This window comes from Acinetobacter sp. ANC 4862 (genome assembly GCF_004336635.1).
Lineage (GTDB): Bacteria > Pseudomonadota > Gammaproteobacteria > Pseudomonadales > Moraxellaceae > Acinetobacter.
Genome location: NZ_SJXH01000001.1, coordinates 25,649 through 45,951, shown reverse-complemented (window position 1 = coordinate 45,951; position 20,303 = coordinate 25,649). Strand labels below are relative to the sequence as shown.

Genomic DNA, 20,303 nt, shown 5'->3' with positions numbered 1-20,303 from the left:
CGCATAAAAATACGCGCTCTAAAGCGCGTATTTTTATGCAAACCAAATGCCTTTACGCAAAAATGACTTAGCCAAATACGATCGGCTGCTCGAGTTCTAAGCTTGGAGTTGATGTTGGTAACGTTGTTGCGTCGTAACCTGGTAACGTGCTGCTAGTCAGAGGTTGCAGTAATGAGTCCGTGATCCCTGGGATAATGTTGCTTAAATCGATATCACCTAAATTGCTATTGCCTTGAAATAAATCAGACAGGTTAGTGGAGGTTGGTGGGGTACCGCCAACGAGCTGTCCAAGCGTATCTGTAATCGTATCCAGATTAAAGTCGCCGCCCAGTAGGCCACTTAAATCAGGGAGGTCGGCATTGGCAAGTAATCCATCTAATTCACCATTGCTATCAATCAGGGCAATCACAGGTTTCAGGGCTTCAATGACATTATTCAGGCTAGCTGAAATATTGCTGAGGTCAGGATCATTGATGGTATCGATAATGACTTTCACCCCCTTCAATACATCGTAAATTGCATCCACTGTTTCTGCTTGGCTTGCATCAATTGCACCACTATCCGCCAATAATTTCAGTAAAGGATTAATGCCTTTAATGGCGCCTGAAATGGTTTCAGGAATATTGCCTTGATTTGCTTGGGTCAAGGTTGCCACCAAGGTCGTCACACTACCCACTACAGTCGGTAAAGCTTGTGACAATTGCACCATATCTACAGATGAACCCTCTGGATTAATGGATGCCAATATCGGCATTAAGTTTTCTGTAAGGTCAGAGGCAATATCACCAAAATCAACATTACCAGTAATCAGTTTGCCGACCAGGTCGGTAATGACACCAATATCGATGTTACCTGAACCGCCGACTAAGCTGCCCACCAGTTGTGTAATCTGTGCGATATCAATATCGCCATTTCCACCAATCAGGTTGCCAATTAGACCTGCAATCGCGCCGATGTCGATATTGCTCGAACCTCCAATGAGACCACCCACCAGCTGAGCAATATCAATATCGATATTGCCACTGCCACTAATCAGGTTACTAACCAGACCCGCAATCGCACCGATATTGATGTTGCTTGAACCACCAATTAAACCACCGACCAGTTGTGTGATTTTAGCAATGTCGATATTGCCGGTATTGCCACCGATCAAGCCGCTGACCAGTTGAGAAATCGCTTTAAGATCAAGGTTGCTGGTATTGCTGCCCAATAGGCCACTCAATAAATTGGCAATTTGAGGAATACTAAAACTACCACCATTCGATTGAGTCAAACTGTTGATCAGGTTTTGAATATTTAAACTTGAGGCATTCGAACCAGAAAACTGACTCAATAAAGTGCTGAGGTTTGTTGTACTCAGAGTGCTTCCAGAGAGGAGGTTATTTAATAATGAGCTAACTGAAGGTTGAGTGATGGAGCCAGTCAGATTAGTAATAAGATTGGTGAGGGTGCCTGATGTACTTCCACCGAGCAAACCACTTAATAAGCTTTTAGTTTGCGTTTCAGTGGTTAAGACAGGACTCACTTTAGTTTTTATCAAGCTTAGAAGTTGAAAAGCCATGACCATTCCTTGTGTATATATGATTTTTAAAAATGCGCTATTTTTATTTTTGGTAGAGCACTTATCTTCTAATCTATTTCTATACACATGTAAAAGATGAGCGGTCATGGTATGGGGAATACTCGAACAGCTCAGCCCGATCTTAAAGTTAGCCCTGAATTTAAATGATTTAAAAATAAAGATTTAATAAAAATTACCACTGGTCATTTTTTCTAATTAAATGACCAGTGGTCATCTAACCCAACATGAATCAAAAAATTAATTATAAATTGAGCAAACTTTTGGAAAATATTTTCAGAATATTAAGACTTTGTGAAAATAACTAATTATTGTATAACTTAGATAGCGCAATATTTTGCGTATCTATTGATTATTGAGAAAGAGTATAAAAATGGAACTGGATCGTTTCGATAAACAAATCCTGGAAATTTTGAATCAGGAAGATGTGAATTTAAATGAGCTTTCAGAGCGCGTTAATTTGTCTGTCAGTTCAGTACATAGACGAATTAAACATTTGATTGATCAAAATATTATTAGCGGTCTTAAACGTGAATTGAATTATAAAAAACTTGGCTTTAGTTTGCATGTATTGCTACAAGTCTCATTAAGCAAACATGACAGCGATACTTTTGCCAAATTTCTTGAGGAATTAGAAAGTATTCCGGAAGTGATTAATGCATTTTTAGTCACGGGGCAATCGGCGGATTTTATTGTCGAAGTTGTTGCGCGAGATATGGAAAATTATAGTGAAATCCTGCTCAAGCGCATTGGAAAAATTGAACATGTAGTGGCCCTGCATTCGAGCTTTGTGATTAAAGAATATAATGTGTTTAATTGTAGTGGATTACTTAATAAAGTTTAATTAGCTTAAATGCTCAGACATCATCAAAGCTCTTTGCCCATAAAAGTTTTATTGGTTTTCTCAGGCAGTATATTTTTGTGGCTAATTATCGATTTGATTGCGCTGAAAACAGTATGGAAATGGACTGAGATAAATTTTGATTACTTTTTATATCTGATGCAGTATGTCATTTTTCTGTTTAGCCTTCGTTCTGCTTTTACGGAAGAGCAAAAATCTCAAGCTTGGTTAAAAAGGGCATTGGCTGCGTTGCTTATTCTGATTGGGTTTATGATTTTAGTCTTACCAATAATGTTGATTTTACATACTTCTATTGGTGGGCAGCTATAAAAAAACGCACCATGCGGTGCGTTTTAGATTCGAGAAAATATTAGGCTTCAAGTTGCTCTAATACTTCATCTGAAAACTCTACGTTGGTATACACGTTTTGAACATCATCAAGATCTTCAAACATATCAATCATTTTCAAGATCAGTTTTGCTTGATCGATATCTGTGATTTCAGCTTTAGTGGAGGGGCTCATCACAACTTCAGCGTTGTCAGATTTCAAACCTGCAGCAGATAAAGCGTCCTGTACATCACCAAATGATTCAGGTGTGGTAATGACTAAGATTTCATCTTCACCCACTTCAATATCTTCAGCACCCGCTTCTAAAGCCACGTCCATGATTTTATCTTCTAAAGAAACATCTTCAAAAGTAATTTCACCACGTTTGGTAAAGAGGTAAGCCACTGAACCGGCTGTACCCAAATTACCATTGGTTTTAGAGAAGCAATGACGAACGTCAGGTACGGTACGGTTTAAATTGTCTGTCATTGTTTCGACTAGAACAGCTACGCCACCAACACCATAACCTTCGTAAGTGACTTCTTTTAAGTCGTCGTTATCTTCGCCACCAGCACCACGTTGAATAGCACGGTTGATCACATCACGTGTCATATTTACAGATAATGCTTTTTCGACTACAGCACGTAGACGAGGGTTACTTCCCACATCTGGACCGCCGAGTTTTGCAGCAGTTGTTAATTCACGAATGTATTTGGTAAAAACTTTACCACGGCTAGCATCTTGTTTTGCTTTGCGATGCTTGATATTGGCCCACTTGGAATGACCCGCCATGCGAAATATGCTCCTTGTAGATTGGCTTTATGCCGAATCGAATGTGTTAAATTCTACCATAAGCCCTTTTTTCTTAGAAAGGGCTAGCTTTTGAGTTTTTATACAAATATCACTTAGTTTTTAGGTTCTGGAATAACAATATCCAAACCAACCTTATCTTTATAGAGTTGTTTAAGCAAAGCTAAGTCATGGTTGATTTCAGTCGGGTATATTTTCCCTAAAATGCCGCCTTGTTTGGTATTGGAATTTGCATACATTAAAACGATAGGAACACCCGCTGCTTTGGCAATATGCCAAAAGCCGGTACGAATCGGTCTTCTTATTTCACCTGTTTTTGCACGGGTGGCTTCAGGTGCAATCACCAGATTGAATTTTTCATTTTGCTGAAAATGCTCAACCATCAATGAGACGATATCTTTATTGGATTTACGATCGACTGCAATCCCGCCAATGGCTTCTAATAACGGTTTCATTGGTCCCTTAAAAAGTTCTTTTTTAATCAGGGTATGAATTTTCATATCAAAAATTTGGAACAGGGCAAGAGAAAGAACTGCATCCATCATCGAAGTGTGTTCAAAGCCAACAATGACTTGTTTATTCTCAAGTACATCTGGTTCAACATGATAAGTCCATCCGGCAAGTTTAAATGCAGATTCACCAAGAAATTTTTTTAACATAGAAGGAAATTAGGCAATTCGAAAGTGAGCTAATTTCTGCTTGTTCGTATGTATAGTCAAGAGGGTATGAGTTTAAAGTTAACAAATAAATAGATGTGTATATAGTTTTGAAAAATGGCGGCATTAATTGTTTTTATATATAAATAGGTGTCAATAAATATATAAAATGTATCACTTAATATAAATTAAGTCTTAATAATGATTTAAAATGGCTATTCAGATCAAAAAATACCTATTAGACTTTTGTCGAAGATAAAAGCTTCTGAACAAATTGTTCAACTTCGCTTTTGTTTAATGAGGATTGAAAAGAATGATGTATTTTTCGACTTTTTTATTGGCGTTTGGATTGTTTATGCTGGTTATTGTATGGTCTTTAATCGAAATTCGCATAGAATCTCGTAAAAAACGCAGTTTTGGCTCTGAATTGGGCTGAAAATTAAACTTTTCAGGAAAGTTCATAGCTCGGATTTATTTTTAAATTATTACTCAAAATAATGGTTGAATGATTAATTAAGACCTTATAAGTATAATTAATTCATCATTCTATCATCCTGTAATATTCAGCATTTAAGCTGCTTAAGTGATAGTAAATGTGGTTTTATTGACTGAATGTATTTCTAAAATAGAAAAAATATCTACTTTTAATTTTAGCGATGAATTAAGAATTTATGAAAATTACACGTTATAAAATAAGTGATAAAAACAATTGTTGTGTTACTGTGCAAGTGAAAGCAAAAACGCTTGTTTTTTGAAAAAATCTTCGTTAGTATTGCCTCGCTTGAACTTGTTGATATATAACAATTTCAGCTTATCAGGGCCTATAGCTCAGTTGGTTAGAGCAGCGGACTCATAATCCGTTGGTCGACAGTTCAAGTCTGTCTGGGCCCACCAAATTATATAATCATATGCACTCATATCATCTCTAAACCCTTAATTCTTAACGAATTAGGGGTTTTTTTATACCTAATATAAACGCATATACACTCATACAGGAACAGCCTGTTTGTATCCTTGCTTGTATCCCTAAATACAATTATAACTGAGGATACATAAACGTTAATAACAGCTGAGTAATCAATAGATTATGAGTAAAAATAAATTTTTATCTGATGTAGCATATGCCGCTGTAAAATCAAAAGATAAAGAGTATCGTATTTCGGATATTCCTGGCCTTTATATGAAAGTTCAGACCTCTGGTAAGAAGTCATGGCAACTTCGTTTGAAAAATAATGAAGGTAAATGGACATGGATTGGATTAGGGGCTTATCCTGATGTCTCAGTAAAAATTGCCCGTTCACAGACTGTAAAGTATCAGTCTGGAGAACTTCAAGTCGTTACTCGTCAAGATCGTCTTCTAAAAGCTCAGAAAGATCAAAGTGAACTTTTTGAACAATTAATGAAGGATTGGATTGATACTAAAAAGAACACTTGGGAGAGCGATACTTTTAAAAAAGAAGTTCAGTCAATAAAAAACCATTTATTACCAGTTTTTGGAAAAAGATCTTATAAAGAAATTAGCTCTGGAGAGTGGCTTGAGTTTTTTCAAATGAAGATCAGAACAGAAGAGAAATTTAATCGATTTGAAAAACTTATTTCATATTGTCGAAATGCATATGATCTCGCTGTTTTTAAAGACAAGATTAAATATAATCCACTCATTGGGATTAATAAATTTCTAGATAAAGGCAATCCTCAAAATATGAAGCATGTGGAGATCAATGAACTCCCTGCAATGCTCGCTAAAATTAGACAATATCGTTCACCAGAAATTAGCATTGGGCTGGAATTATTAATCTTAATGTTCCCTCGCCCGGGTGAATTAAGGCAAGCAAAATGGGAGCAATTTGACTTTGAAGAACGTGTGTGGGTGAGGCCTGGTTCTATAATGAAACGTGGGATACCTCATGGAATACCTCTTTCGAGGCAGGTAATCAGTTTGTTAGAACAGTTGAAATCAATATCAACTCGAGAGAGTGAATATTTGTTTCCAGCACGAGACAGTGTGAATAAATCAATCTCCAATTTAACCTTCAATGCTGCTTTGAATCGCATGGGCTATGAAGGAAAGCAAAATCCGCATGGGTTTCGGCATATCGCAAGTACAAATTTAAATAAAAAGTTTAGTGCGATTCCACAAGTCATAGAATCTGCTCTTTCTCACTTAAAACCAGGTGTCAAAGGTGTATACGATAAAGAAGCTCATTTGGAAGAACGGTTCGAAATTATGCAATTTTGGGCTGATCATATCGACCAAATTTGTGGTGCACGAATATGGTAAAATCAGGATGTGTCATCTATTAAGCTAGATCATTGTTGAGCCAATTTATCATAGCGTGTTGCAATATCACGCTACTGCTTGAGCTTGGCAAAAAAAAGTTCTCGATTAGATGTCTTGTCTTATAAAGATATTAGTCATAATCACGCTGATCAATAGCGTTACTTTTGACCGGTATCACGATTTGGCGATTGCTCTTATGGATCGGATCAAGCACCCGATCCTTGGAATTGAAAGCTTTATCCATGAGTCAAGTCTGGCTTAATGATAAGTCCAGCAGGACATCAGCATTATTTAAGTCATGAGCCTGCCCATCAGTGAGGAAAAATCCTGTTGGGTTGCCTAATGCATCAGTACGAGCATGAATTTTGGTGCTTAAACTACCTTTATTACGTCTGGATCGCCTGATCTTGTTTTTCAGCTCTGTATTGACAATACTTGAGTCCAGCATTGCATATTCATTGTCACTTTCATATGACAGTACTTCAAGAACTCTCTGTCTCACGCCTATTTTAGCTCAACTGCGAAATCAATAACTGCTAAAACTCTAAAATCACCAAAGCATTCTGGTTATTCTAGTCAGAGGATACCTGAATGATAACGATATAGAATCGCCTCAACAAATCACCGGGTATTTTTGGTGGTTACTCAAATAGTACCCACTCGTTTAGGTAACAGATATTTAATCTGTTCTCACTGATCGATGCTTAATGCATAGCGTTTATTCATAAAAGAATAATGATGACTGTACAGATTTTCTTAAGTAAATTGATAACACACTCTAGGTTTATCACCCATCTAAAATTACCCAAATTGACGATAAAATCTAATTTTTTATTGCAATATTGGTTAAATGTCCACGAATTATTTTAGCTATAAATTCGCCATTTAAATAAAAGTGATAAAATAGAAAAATATTTAAAAGGTATAGCATTTATAAGTTTTTTTGAATAATTCGATCGCAGACCTTTATAAAATATATTGGGGTTAATAGTTTATATTGTATATCTTACATAATTTGTGTTTTTAGTTTTTTTTAAAATTTGAGTAACTATATATAAATAAAAGAAATTTTATGTTTAATTTTTGACTAATGCTAGAGTTTTATTATAATGCCTATTATAAATTAAACTAAAGATAAAATCTTAATCTTTTAGTTCTTTATAAAATAAATTATTTTAAATAAACGGTGAGGAAGATATGTTTCAAGTACCTGTGGAATTTGATAATAAACAAGCATTACTTTCAGTAAAACTAAAAGAAATGCGAGAACATAATGTTTTCTCTTGCATTAAAAACGTGCAAGATTTGCAGAAATTCATGGAATGGCATGTTTTTGCTGTTTGGGATTTTATGTCACTTGCCAAACGATTACAGCAAGACTTAACGTGCGTCACGTTACCGTGGATGCCAAATGAAAATTCAAAAGCAGCCCATTTGATTAATGAAATTATTCTAGGAGAAGAAACGGATTCTCTTCCTAACGGCAAATTTTGTTCACATTTTGAAATGTACTTAATCGCCATGTCAGAAATTGGTGCATCAACTGCACAAATTGATGAATTTATCCAAACAGTACAACAAGGCATCCATGGTGCACAAACATCTGTAACTGATGCCTTAGAAAGAGTGGGGGCTGCTCCAGCTATTCAGAATTTCGTGAATTTCACGATTGAAACAGCTGTGAATGGTAAAACCTCAGAAGTTCTCGCCAGTTTCTTCTATGGTCGTGAAGACTCCATTCCTGAAATGTTTCGCCATCTGCTCGACACCTGGGATATTAACCAAGCCGATGCTGAAACCTTTGTTTATTATCTGAATCGTCATATTGAGCTAGATGGTGATAAACACGGGCCTGCGGTTAAAAGAATCATCAATGACCAGTTTAAAGAAGATTTAAATTCTTGGCATGAGCTGTTCGATAGTGCAATTAAATCTGCTGAACTCCGTATTGAATTGTGGGATGCTTTGGAAGCGGAGCTTAAGGCAGATTACGAATTGCGTAAACTATCAGCTTAATCAAGTGGAATAGCAAATATCACCCTCTAAAATCTAATTCTGCACCCAAAAATTGGACACTCTTAGTCTAATCTTTGGGTGCTTTTTAGTTATTTTCGTTTTTTTTAACGTACGACAGGCCTTTTTTTTAAAGCATGCTAGTTTTAAACCACCTTAATAGTCGTGGATTTTGTAGATGGCTACAGACAATATGTTTGATTTGGTATTAGACAATTGCATACTGAAACCGCTTCGCTTAAAAAAGAAAGAAGTATGTTTACTTTTAGGATTTTCAGAAAGTGAGTTACGTAAAACTTCATCTGCTAATGATAAATTTCCAAAAGCGCTGAAGGCAGGTCAAACCAGACAGTCTGGGGTTTATTATGACTTTAATGAAATAATGCTTTGGAAAGAAACACATTTGTAGTAGGCCATTGAAATGAATTAGGTTCCTGAAGGAACCTATTTTTTTGGAATAAAATTGTAATAGATTTTTTAAATGGGAGTTCTAATGATTAGATAACTGATCATTTTCTGATGAAAACAATCTGAACTAAAAAATTACTTTTAAAGTATTTATGCAATGCACCTAAAGAGAAGGCTAGTAGTCCAGTAGAAAGCTAGCTTAAGTTGCTTTCGACAATAAATTAATCTCTTTTCACTGTATCAGAGGGTCGAAGAAATAGTACACTAAAATTTAATTAATTAGCTATATGGCTAATATTTGGTTTTTAGTGTGTTATATTAGCTATATGGCTAATATTGTGGGTGGGCAGAAAGCTATGGCAAATAGAGTAGATATTGGTAAAAAAGCACGAATGGCTAGAAAGTCACTTGGTTATACACAACAAGTGCTCTCTGAGCTAACTAATATAAATAAAACTACAATTTCTGAGATTGAAAATGGCCGTTTTACTGGATCTTTTGACATATTTGAACGTGTACTTGATGCCGTTGGTTTACAGTTTGAAGTGACTCAAAAACAGCATTCACTACCTGACTGGGATGATATTGAAGCTATGTTTTCTGAGGATAACGAATGAATTCAGAGTTATATCTACCTGCTAAAATTACCAATATTACTGTTTGTGCTAATCAAGAAGAATCAGGTGTACTAACGTATGGTTCAGTACATCACTATCAGCCCACACAAGACAAACGGTATGTGTCACTTACAATGACCAAAAAAGGCATGGATGGTTATTCTTCCGGGTCTCTACACCCTATATTTTCACAAAATTTACCCGAAGGCTTTAATCGAAGATTTATTGCAGAAAAATTGGCAAGATATGCCAAAGTCAATGATATGTACTTATTAGCTCTTCAGGGAGAGCTTGGAATTGGAATGCTTTCTTACAAAAGTGAGCTGAATCTACCCGAAGTCGAATCTTTAACTCTTAATGAAATATTGTCTTATAGCAGCAATCGCCCCCTTTTTCCGCAGCTTTTGGAAAAATATTATTTAAGAAACTCATTGGCAGGCATGCAACCAAAAGTTAGCATACCGAGTGCCAACACGATCAGAACAGATAGAACAGTTCAGCAAAAAGATATTATCGTAAAGTCTTTTGATTCAGAGTTTCCATTACTGACAGTCAACGAATTTGTTTGTATGGAAGCAGCGCGGCATTGTGGACTTGAGCCACCAACAACTTATTTGTCTGAAAATTTAGAAACTTATGTGGTTGAACGCTTTGATAAAACGGCTGAGGGTCTAAGGCTAGGCTATGAAGATTTCACCACTTTGATGAAAAAGTCGAATGATCCAGATGCTAAATATACAGGAAGTTATGAAGCCTTATTAAAAGCAACGTATTTATATACAAACAGTCAAGCCGAAGTTGAAAAAATGTATAAATATATCGTATTTAACTGTTTAATAGGCAATGGTGATGCACATCTGAAAAACTTCGCCTTACAGTATTTACCAGATATGTCGAATATCTTTGTTTCACCGCCATTTGATATTACACATACGTTAATTTATCCAACTATCGACAATAAAATGGCACTGAAACTTGCTAATAGTAAAGAATTTCCTAATTTGCAACACTTGCTGAAGCTGGCTGAAAGTAGTCATTTTAAAATTAGAAAAGCTAAAGAAATAATAGAATTTCTAAGTGACAACATCATTGACTATCTTAAACATTCAAATGAAATACAATTATTTGAGGGACTACGTGAATCTATTGAATCTTCAGTATCAAATATTATGACTTCAAACTTTTCCGTAAAAACTTATCGCCACGATAAAAAGAAAAAATTTGAGTAGTGAGATAAGCAGCCAGTAAGGTAGTTCATACTAATCCAGTTGATTAGTACTATGTTAGTAGTACGAACAAAAATGACGGGTATATTTATATAAGAACATGCAAATAATAGATGAAAAATAAAATTTGATTAATATTTAAACTAATATTGGTTATTTTTGTATTTTTTTAACCTGTGACAGAGATTTTTTTCAACTAGTGCTAGCTTTGGGCAAATACAGAAACTTGAGGAAATTATGATGCCTCCATTTGCTTTGAAGTCGGACTGTTTTGAAAGAAGCTTAAATCTTTTACCCGTACGTTTAACTAAAAAAGAAGTTTGTGCGCTCTTGCGATTATCTTTAAATGAACTACGGATGTACACAATTGAAGATAAAGAATTTCCAAAAGCTATCAAAAATGGAACTACGAAGCAGTCATCAGTTTATTATGATTATAATGAAATTTTGCAATGGCATCAGATACAGCTCAGTAAAAGAGAATAGAAAGACAACGGCCCAATTATGAACTGCCCCCGAAAGTTGGACACATTTAGTCTAATTTGAGGGGGCTTTTTTATGGCTAAATATTCTCATAGACTATAAATTTGACTTTATACAAAAATATAATGTTGATTTGGACTGACAGTAACTGTTGAAGCAGTTTTAGAGGATGATAGACCATGACTAATACTAAGATTAACCCTCATTTTGGAAGTAATTTTGAAGATTTTCTAGCAGAAGAGGGCATTTTAGAACACTGCACTGCTATTGCAATTAAACGAATTTTACTATCGCAGATTTTAGAGGAAATGAAAGCTCAACAGCTTTCAAAAAAGCAATGGCAGCTAAAATGAACATGAGCTGTGCATCATTAAATCGATTATTTGATGCATCAGATACTAGCTTAACGCTAACTACACTTATAAGTGTAGCAACAGCACTTGGAAAAAAAGTGCATATTAGTTTGGTTTAGTGGGCGACTACTCTAAAAAGCCTTTGCTTTATAGCCTATCTATTTAAAAATATATTGTTAAAGTCTAGGATATTAATATCAATTTCAAGGCTTTAATGTTTAAAAAAATGTTAAAACAGTTTTTCTTAATAGAATAACTCAGGATATTTTTTAATTCAGTCATATATCAATTGGGTTTTACGACTGGAAAACTTGTAAGCATCTAGGTTACGGTTTTTCATCGGCACGGCTCATCTGTTTTAAAGCTTCAGTCAGTTGCTCTAGCTCAACAGTATTTACCAATCTAGTCAGTTTCAAATGTTGTGATAGGGAAGATCAACACTGGCATATTGGTCGATAAATCAGATACTAACTGTACAGTTGTATACTAGCAGCATACTTTGAAATGTACATGCCTTTATGAATCACCTAAGTGGGCATCGGTTACTGGATCAGAATAGCAATGACGACACACTCTTTTATGGTAAATAATCTAACTCCTAATGTATCGTACTAAGTTTAAAATTTTATCATCATTTTGAAAGTTGTTTTTTTAAGCAGAAGTTTAATAGTTTACTTAACTGTAAAATTATATATTTGATTTTTATATTGATATAATCTTTTGAGGATTTATGCTCTTTCTTGTAAAGGTGTTTAGTGACCAGACTGAATGCTGGGTTTAAAAAATTATTGGGGTACTTGAGTAAGAATAAAGCATGATATTTTTTTTATGAATTTTGATAATATTTTTGGAAAACACGTAAAATGAATGACTTACATGTATTAAATGGTTTGAAAAACATTTATCTTTATGATTCATATTTACCAAATAATTCTACAAAAATTGAATTAGGTGAGGGGAACTCTAATTTAACTGGTGCAAATGGGGCAGGAAAAACCTCTACCTTAAATTTGATCCCGATATTTTATGGGGCCCGTCCAGACAGATTAATGGATCGCTCTGCTAATAAACTCAATTTTACAGATTATTATCTTCCAAATCCGCGAAGCATGATTGTGTTCGAGTACAACACACCGATTAGACTTTGCTGCGCTGTTTTTTATCGTAATCAAGATAAACAATGCTATCGTTTTATTCAAGGAAGTGCATCTGAGACTATTTTTTCAAAATCTTCTATAGAATTTCATAAGGAGCACCAGACTGTAAAAAGCCTGTTGCAAGAAATCGAAATGAACGGTTATTACGTCAGTAAACAGATCGACAATAGCCTGGATTATGTAGCGGTTCTAACCCACGATAAAAAACGTCTGAATCGTGATTTCAAACTGAGGGATCTTGCTTCTATTTTCTCTCTTAGCGGCAAAGGCTATGAATTAAAGCATATTGGGGCATCCACCCAGATCACCCTAAATAAAACCAACCTGTTAGATAACTTCAAGCTCATGTTGGTTGATGCTTTTTTAGAAAATGAGCAGATGATGAATCAGCGCTCAAATACGCTGAATTCTTCCAGCCTCATTGCTGATGTTCAGACATTACGGGAGTTTGATAAGGAAAAGCCAAAACTGCAACTGGGGATCGAGCAGCGACATGCTTTAATGCAGACTTACTCTTTGCTGGAGGCTTATCGAGGTCAGGCACTCAATAAACTAGAGTTTAATAATACGACAATCGCACAGCTTCGTTATCAGAGAAGCCAAGCTATTGAACATGCCAAAGCTGGATTAAAGGTGATTGAAAATGAGATTATTGCGAATAGCTCCAATGAATCACGGGCGAAAGGTGAGTTGGAAGGTTTACAACATAGTTTAGCTTTAATAGAGGAAAACGAGCAGAAATATAAAAATGCTGACATTCTGAAAAAACAGGAAGAATTCAGTAATCTTGCTAAGTACAAGCAGGAAGCTGAAGATGCGCGCCGTTATGTGGATGAGTTAGAGAAGAACCAGAAAGAAATTGTTCATAAATTTGAAAAACTTAAAAATAATGCCTTGGAAGAAAAAGACCGAGATTTAGCTGCTATTCATGAACGTAAGAATGAGGTTTCTAATTTAATACACAATTTGCAACAGGATAGGTCTCATGCAGTAGATCAACTGGCTTTGGATGAAAAAAATGAGCTTAATGCTTTCGAGCAAAGCAAACAGAATGAGCGCAAATTTTATGAAGATGAGGTTGATCACTGCAACAATTTGATTGCTGAAGCATCTAATCATACTCAGGAAGAGCAACAGCAAATCGAAGAATACCAGCTGAATCTACACACTCACCAAAAAGCGATACGGAATAAGGAACAGCAACTCAACACAGCAAACGCTGATTTATCACGCTTAAAAAGCGAGCACACTCGAGCTAATGTAGATTTTGATTCAGCTAAACACCATTTAGATAAATCTACACAAACGGAACATCAGTTAAGAGATATCTTGTATCAGAAAAATACATTATTGAGCTTTCTGAAACAATGTCCTGAAGACGATTGGAAACACAACATTGCCAAACTGATTAATCCTAAATTATTTTTGCATACCGGGTTGAAGCCTTCTTGGGACTCAGAACAACAAAGCGGACATGTTAGTTTCTATGGCCTTCATCTTGATACTTCCAAGCTGGATCTTCCGGTTGAAGCCGAATCACTTAATGAATTGGAGCAGCGCCTTGCAAAGGCAACCACTATTTTGGAAGAGGCTAAAGAGAAATACAGCCGTACTGAAAAAGCAGTGGCTGCAGCTGCCAAAGCAGTTCAGAATTTTGAGCTAAACCTCATTAAATTACAGAATGAGCTGCGTCAATGCCGAGAAACATTTGATAGTACCCAGCGTATATTTGAGCAATATAAGCAAAAGATCCAAACAAATGTAATGGATCGGAGAAAATTAGCTGAAGGACAACGTGATCAGGCTCGTCAGCGATTAAAATTATTCAATCAACAAGTAAATGTAGAACGCCAAATGATTCATGATCGTTTCGGCAATGAAAAAAACCAAATTCAGCAGAGTTATGATTTCAAAATTAAAGAACAATTAGAACGTAAAGCAATGTTGGATGAAAGATCTAAATCTGTGATTCATAAATGTGATAATAAACTCATAGATCTTGAATCTTTACGTAATAGTGAATTGCAGCAAAAAGGTTTGGATACTACGCTTTATCAAAAGGCACAGGATCAGCTAAAACAACTGAACCATAAATGTCATATCGTGAAAGATTATGAAATCATCTTGATGCAGTACAAGATTTGGTTCGAGCAGGAATACTCTCGTAAAACGGGGATCTGCACCTTAATCGGAAATCTCGAACAAGAAATTTATGCTTTCCGACAAAATTTTGACAAACTGAATGTCAAAACCGAAAAACTTAAAGAACAATCACGTCATGAAGTTAACCTTATTGAAAGCAATCTTCAGCAGGTTGAAGAGGAAAATACCAAGATAGCCTCTTTAAGAAACCGTATTAATTCAGTACTGGAAGGTATTCCGCATATTGAACAGCTTGAGGTTGCTGAGCCGGTTAGTTTTGAATGGTTTTACCGGAATACTGAGGATCATCTTAATCGTCAGAAAGAACAGCTCAAGGAGCTGAAACAATCCCTCAATACAGTACTAAGTATTTTACGCCAGAATAGTGATTTCGAGCTCTACAAGCAGTGGGAAAACCGTATGGCGCTGTTAGGTAATGTGAACACCACCACATATGATCTTTACGGTATGAAAGAAATCGAAAATATGCTGTTGGTGGATATTCCCACTAAAGAAAACCTCACGATCAATAGTTTTAAACTGGCTGCTTATGATTTACGTAATTATGGGCAATCTTTGGCTAAATTCCGCCGTAAGCTGAATGCGATATCTAAGGATCTTACGGAGCAAACCAATACAACCAATCCATTTACAGCGTTAGGTAATATTCAGATTGAATTACTTTCTGTACTTGATGGCCTCAATGTCTATGAGCAGTTAGATCGCTTTGAAAAAGATCTGGATGAAGAATCAATCCAGGAATCATCTCAGCTCATACTACCGAGTGAGAAGCTAATACGGTCATTTGAATCAGCTGTTAAAGCATTAGAAAAGTCGAATGTTCAGACTGACGATATCCGCTCTTTAGTCAAACTGCGTATCAGCTATGAGGAAAATAACCGTAAGGTTTATGTGAACAATGATTCTGATTTGCTTTCCGGCAGTAGTACTGGTTTATCACGATTAATTGTCATTATTATCTTTACGGCTTTAACACGAAAACTATGTCCAGATATCAATACAGTCATCCATATACCACTCGATGAAATCGGCCAGTTTGATTCACAAAATACAATGCGATTATTCGAGTTGATGCAAAAGCAGAATATTTATCTGGTCTGCGCTCAGCCGAACTTATCCAGTGAATTAAGTGAAAGCTTTGTGCATAAGAATGATATCGACCGAAACTTCGGTATACGCAAGTTTAAAACCCAGAAAAACGAAAAACCTAATCCGCTTTTAGCCTAGTGGGGACCTATTATGCAAATTGCTAAATCAATTTTTTCTGACATTGTAAATGTTTTAATTTCTGGGGGAATTATTGATGAACATGTCCACAAAGATCTCTACCACAAGCTCCAAGATGATCTGGTCTTGGAGGAAATAAATAATTATCTCGATTGGATGGGAAAAAAGTGCGTCCGTACCAAAGATAATTATGGGTTCTACTGTGTCTTTAGTGAAAGTCGCAAGAACAAAGCAACCCGTGAACTTCTAAGAAAACAGTTCAGCGAAATTGTGTCGAAAATGGAGCCCTTGAATGACTGGCTTCGCTTATGCCGTTCAATAAAAGACAATAGCCGTATCATGCAATGTGGGGATACGGTGACTTATGGTGAACTCATCACTGAGGTTGAACGATCTCCACTGATTATGTCGCAACTTAAGGAATTGGTCATCAAATTAGGTAAGGCATCCACCTCACCCAAAGAGCAGATTAGCTCTGTGCTTCAATATCTTGTCAGCAATCAATATCTGCATCCAACCGGCAACACTGGCACTACATACATTGCGACAGCTAAGTGGTCTGTTTTCTATGATGAGCTGGAATACATTTGTACTTTTAATGGCATTAATTACGATGAAATGCCTGAACCGGAGCAGGGCGAGCTGATATGAGTGAGTTGGAATATCCAGCAGCCAAAGCGGCAAAAGCGCTCAACAACTACATTGAGCATATCGGTAATGCGATTGTATTTAACAACGCAATTGTGCCTGTAACTGATGACAATGAGTATTTAATCAAAGTATTGAATAAAGCAGAACTTGGCTATTTCAACACTGAAAAAAATGGCTTTAACTTATACAACCACGTGATTTCATTCGTAACGTATTATGAGAAAAAACGTAGGGTTACTGACAGCTCTAAACAGATTCATAAACTTATTTCAGATATTCGTGCCAATATCAGTGAATTTGAAACGACCAAACTCAAAAGTGTAGAAGATGCTGAAATTTATAAGGATGAAATTAGTGAAGGTATTGTTGAATTAGCCAATACTATTTTTGAGAGCTGCTATGATTTCTCCACCCAAGCACTTCAAGACCTGGCATTGTTTAACAATCTTGAGGTCCGTATTCAACGCATTGAAAAAACCATCAGGATTTTAAGTTCATTGACTGAAGTGATGGGCGCACTTTCAACCAACGCAATGCTTGAGCTTGGTGCTTCAGATAAAGATCTTGAAAGTTTGGTGGTAAATAAGCTGATCCCCGTATTCATTATCTGTAGTAAAGAGGTGAAATACAGTGCTTCTAAATTAAACAAGCAGTTGTTTGATTGGAAACAAGAATTATCTTCGCAGAAAAAAAGCAACATGGTGGATGCTTTCCACCGCTTTTTAAAAGGAAAATCTACATTAAACCTGGAGTTTGATGAAGCGACGGCGTCAGAAGTTTTTTATCATGTGCCATGCAGTGAACTCATCAGCTATGCAGATCTGGATGCTGATGAAGAACAGGAAACGCTACGTGAACTTGGCTCAAAAGTATTTGCCAAGCGTGAAAAACGGATAGAGCAGAATAAAAATCAAGAAAATCTGCCAGATGTTAGAGAAGGGAGTGAGGTTGTTGAACAGCCTTTAACTGCTTTAGAAATTGCTACGAGTAATTTCTTTGATGCATTGCTTGTGGATGGGGGAAAACATCAACAATTGAGTGGCGTTGAAACATATGAGCTGCTAATGCCAGGATGCGATATTGATTTTTGGCTGATCGCTTTAACCAGCCACTATAGAAACCGATTCAAAGATAAATTGAACATGGAATTTGTCGAAACTATAGATCCTATATTTGATGGAAATAGTTGTGTATCTGATGTCATCATTTCTCGAACTGATAAATTGCAACAGATTGCCTGATAGGAGAACATGAGTGACATTTGGTATACGTGAACTATCGGTAATTCAGACGGCATTGCAATTAAAAAAGCGGTCTATGGCATTCAATAAAACCTGGCAAAAAGTTCATCAGGATTATCAGATTGGTACGGTCCATGGTAAGGAGCTTCACCTTACATCCAAAGAACTGGAGTATTTGGAGCGCTGTATCTATGCAAAACAGGTTAAGGTCGCTCCTGAACAGTCTCTGAATTTAGAGTCTGATCGTATGGATCTGTTAAACTTTTTGAAAGATGAAAAGTCTGGTGGATATTCAGTATTTGGAGACCAGCTTGTATTTGCATCAGTGCACGCAAAGCTGCCATTAAAACAGGGAGATGTCACTATTGGATATAAGGGCTTAGTGCCTACGATTTATGCCAATGAGTTATGCTGCAAGAAGATTGAAAAATTGATTATCGTTGAAAATGGAACGATGTTGACCAGACTTTTTGATTGGTATGAGCAGCTGCCTGAAGAATGGCGAGATAGTTTATTTTTATATCGTGGCCAAGGTCAAAATGCTCGTCAGGTATTTGAATTGCTAGCTAAACTTCCCGACCATACTAAAATTGCATTTTATGGTGATTTGGATCCGTTCGGGGTAAAGATCGCTGCTCATTTCTTTAAGCGGAGGGAAATGTCGATATTAATTCCTAGCTGTTGGAAAGAGCTAAGCCGAAATCATGTGGACAATAACACTACTAAGTTTTTTGAACAGATTAATAGTGGTCATGATCTTTCCGTTGATACCACGCAGTCTTTAGCTTTTAGAAATTTGTATAAGCATCTACAGATCAATCAAATTGCACTTATGCAAGAGAATGTGAATCGCTTGGGGCCTCTAATTGAATTAAAGATGGACTGAAGTTTATCTAATCCTGATTTTTAATAAAAATTTTGATGAAAAGTAGTGTTTAAATATGGCGTCATTGCTAAAAGAAGAAGTCCTTATTCAGATACAAAAAATGGAACCCGGCCATGTATTTGTTATTGAGGACCTGAATTACGCTTGTAGTAAAAGTAATATTTATAGAATTTTGAGAGCGTTAAAAAAAGAAAAGACGATCGGTGTTGCTTATAGAAATATATATTATAAAACAGAATATTCAGAAATTTTGGGAGGAGTTCCATTACCACCTGATATTATGGATGTGGTTGAAAAAATAGTAGAAAAAAATCAAGAAGTTATTCAGCTACATGGTGCACATGTGGCAAACCGTTTTCGTATCAGCACTCAAATGCCTTTAACAAAAGTTTTTCTTACAAGTGGATATTCGCGAGAGGTCAACATATGTGGTTCTAGAGTGAAATTTATACATACAAATAATAAAAGATTATTGCAGTACTCTATGCATGCCATTGGTAGCGCAATATCGTGTATGTATTATCTTAGGAAAGCAGAGGTCGATGATGCCGTGCTAGAAAAGATAAGGTTGCATATAGGTGATAAAAATTTTAGTTTGTTAAAAGATGCAGAGATTGAATTATGGATGAAGAAATCAATCTCAGAATATCTATCGAGCCTGTAAATAATTTTGTGTAATTGCTTTTCATAAATTAAAGGTGATTGCTTAAGCGGTCACCGAATTCAATAATAAAGCGGCTCATGGCTAAACGCCAGTCGGGAATAGGCATATTCCACTTTTAGACGCTGCATCAATTGCCAGGTAAATTACTTTACGTACAGAATCATCCATTGGAAAGACTTTACGCTTTTTGATCGCCTGACGTATTACGCTGTTTAATGACTCGATCGCATTGGTGGTATAGATGGCTTTACGTATCTCGGCTGGATAAGCAAAGAAGGTATTCAGATTCTCCCAGTGCGTACGCCAGCTTTTGCTGATCTGTGGGTACTATGTCATCCCATGTTTGGGCAAATTGATCCAGGGCCATCAAGGCTGCCTCTTCAGTGGGTGACTGATAAACGGTTTTAAATCCTGAGTGACGGCCTTGTAATCTTTCCATGACATGTATTTCAAGCTGTTGCGCAGCATATGGATAATGCACACTTGGATATGGGTTTGCGGGTATACGCTGTTAATGGCATCAGGAAAGCCTTTCAGGCCATCTACACAGGCGATCAGAATATCCTGCAACCCACGGTTTTTCAGCTCAGTCAGAACATTTAGCCAGAACTTTGCACCCTCATTCTCAGCCATCCACATGCCGAGCAGTTCTTTCTGTATGCATCTATGAATAGGATGATGCTCTATCAGTGATTAGAAGAACAATTATGCTGAAATTT

The 20,303-nt window shown here is 36.3% G+C and carries 18 protein-coding genes, 1 tRNA gene and 1 pseudogene; 15 read left to right on the top strand and 5 right to left on the bottom strand.

The features are described 5' to 3' along the window. Window positions 1-67: 67 nt before the first annotated feature. Window positions 68-1,561 carry a hypothetical protein gene (locus E0409_RS00170; protein WP_131286411.1) on the bottom strand — a complete coding sequence of 498 codons (1,494 nt, stop codon included), beginning with the start codon at window positions 1,559-1,561 and terminating at the stop codon, window positions 68-70. Between the two features lie 391 nt (window positions 1,562-1,952). On the opposite strand from E0409_RS00170, the gene E0409_RS00165 reads away from it, so the two are divergent. Continuing rightward, window positions 1,953-2,423, top strand: a complete 471-nt coding sequence (locus tag E0409_RS00165) for an Lrp/AsnC family transcriptional regulator (RefSeq protein ID WP_131286409.1) — start codon at window positions 1,953-1,955, stop codon at window positions 2,421-2,423. Between the two features lie 9 nt (window positions 2,424-2,432). After that, window positions 2,433-2,750, top strand: coding sequence for a hypothetical protein (locus tag E0409_RS00160; protein WP_131286407.1), 318 nt, complete (start codon window positions 2,433-2,435; stop codon window positions 2,748-2,750). A gap of 40 nt (window positions 2,751-2,790) precedes the next feature. Here the strand turns inward: E0409_RS00160 and E0409_RS00155 are convergent, their stop codons facing one another. Next, window positions 2,791-3,540 (bottom strand): YebC/PmpR family DNA-binding transcriptional regulator, encoded by a 750-nt coding sequence (locus E0409_RS00155; protein ID WP_131286405.1) that lies wholly within the window; start codon window positions 3,538-3,540, stop codon window positions 2,791-2,793. A gap of 113 nt (window positions 3,541-3,653) precedes the next feature. Then, window positions 3,654-4,217, bottom strand: coding sequence for a 1-acyl-sn-glycerol-3-phosphate acyltransferase (locus tag E0409_RS00150; RefSeq protein WP_131286403.1), 564 nt, complete (start codon window positions 4,215-4,217; stop codon window positions 3,654-3,656). A gap of 814 nt (window positions 4,218-5,031) precedes the next feature. Between E0409_RS00150 and E0409_RS00145 the strand changes: the two genes are divergently transcribed. Both E0409_RS00145 and E0409_RS00140 read left to right on the top strand, forming a co-directional pair. Then, window positions 5,032-5,108, top strand: a tRNA-Ile gene (locus tag E0409_RS00145). Between the two features lie 193 nt (window positions 5,109-5,301). Continuing rightward, window positions 5,302-6,495, top strand: a complete 1,194-nt coding sequence (locus E0409_RS00140; RefSeq protein ID WP_131286400.1) for a tyrosine-type recombinase/integrase — start codon at window positions 5,302-5,304, stop codon at window positions 6,493-6,495. Window positions 6,496-6,742: 247 nt separating this feature from the next. On the opposite strand, the gene E0409_RS17030 is transcribed toward E0409_RS00140, so the two are convergent. Further along, window positions 6,743-6,997 carry a hypothetical protein gene (locus E0409_RS17030; protein WP_131286398.1) on the bottom strand — a complete coding sequence of 85 codons (255 nt, stop codon included), beginning with the start codon at window positions 6,995-6,997 and terminating at the stop codon, window positions 6,743-6,745. Between the two features lie 695 nt (window positions 6,998-7,692). Between E0409_RS17030 and E0409_RS00130 the strand changes: the two genes are divergently transcribed. From E0409_RS00130 to E0409_RS00080, 11 genes are all read left to right on the top strand, one after another. Beyond that, window positions 7,693-8,511, top strand: coding sequence for a DUF3050 domain-containing protein (locus E0409_RS00130; protein ID WP_131286396.1), 819 nt, complete (start codon window positions 7,693-7,695; stop codon window positions 8,509-8,511). 175 nt (window positions 8,512-8,686) lie between these two features. Continuing rightward, complete coding sequence (locus tag E0409_RS00125; protein WP_235942462.1) at window positions 8,687-8,917, top strand: AlpA family transcriptional regulator; 231 nt, start codon at window positions 8,687-8,689, stop codon at window positions 8,915-8,917. A 355-nt stretch (window positions 8,918-9,272) separates the two neighbouring features. After that, window positions 9,273-9,533, top strand: a complete 261-nt coding sequence (locus E0409_RS00120; protein ID WP_131286670.1) for a helix-turn-helix domain-containing protein — start codon at window positions 9,273-9,275, stop codon at window positions 9,531-9,533. Continuing rightward, window positions 9,530-10,762: a type II toxin-antitoxin system HipA family toxin gene (locus E0409_RS00115; RefSeq protein ID WP_131286394.1), complete on the top strand. Its 1,233-nt coding sequence runs from the start codon at window positions 9,530-9,532 to the stop codon at window positions 10,760-10,762. Before E0409_RS00120 ends, E0409_RS00115 begins: the two co-directional genes overlap by 4 nt. 237 nt (window positions 10,763-10,999) lie before the next feature. Further along, complete coding sequence (locus tag E0409_RS00110) at window positions 11,000-11,245, top strand: helix-turn-helix transcriptional regulator (protein WP_131286392.1); 246 nt, start codon at window positions 11,000-11,002, stop codon at window positions 11,243-11,245. A 176-nt stretch (window positions 11,246-11,421) separates the two neighbouring features. Further along, entirely contained in the window at window positions 11,422-11,595 is a 174-nt protein-coding gene (locus E0409_RS16580; RefSeq protein ID WP_213073353.1) for a hypothetical protein, read from the top strand. Between the two features lie 863 nt (window positions 11,596-12,458). Next, a complete protein-coding gene (locus tag E0409_RS00100) occupies window positions 12,459-16,142 on the top strand; it encodes an ATP-binding protein (protein WP_131286390.1) in 3,684 nt (1,227 codons plus the stop codon). Window positions 16,143-16,154: 12 nt separating this feature from the next. After that, window positions 16,155-16,793, top strand: a complete 639-nt coding sequence (locus tag E0409_RS00095; RefSeq protein WP_131286388.1) for a hypothetical protein — start codon at window positions 16,155-16,157, stop codon at window positions 16,791-16,793. Next, window positions 16,790-18,034 (top strand): hypothetical protein, encoded by a 1,245-nt coding sequence (locus tag E0409_RS00090; protein ID WP_131286386.1) that lies wholly within the window; start codon window positions 16,790-16,792, stop codon window positions 18,032-18,034. The genes E0409_RS00095 and E0409_RS00090 overlap by 4 nt, the downstream gene beginning before the upstream one ends. Before the next feature lie 13 nt (window positions 18,035-18,047). Next, a complete protein-coding gene (locus E0409_RS00085) occupies window positions 18,048-18,920 on the top strand; it encodes a DUF7281 domain-containing protein (RefSeq protein ID WP_131286384.1) in 873 nt (290 codons plus the stop codon). A 55-nt stretch (window positions 18,921-18,975) separates the two neighbouring features. Further along, window positions 18,976-19,584, top strand: a complete 609-nt coding sequence (locus tag E0409_RS00080) for a DUF6088 family protein (protein WP_131286382.1) — start codon at window positions 18,976-18,978, stop codon at window positions 19,582-19,584. A gap of 81 nt (window positions 19,585-19,665) precedes the next feature. Here the strand turns inward: E0409_RS00080 and E0409_RS00075 are convergent. Beyond that, window positions 19,666-20,217: pseudogene (locus tag E0409_RS00075) on the bottom strand (IS256 family transposase). Window positions 20,218-20,303: the final 86 nt, after the last annotated feature.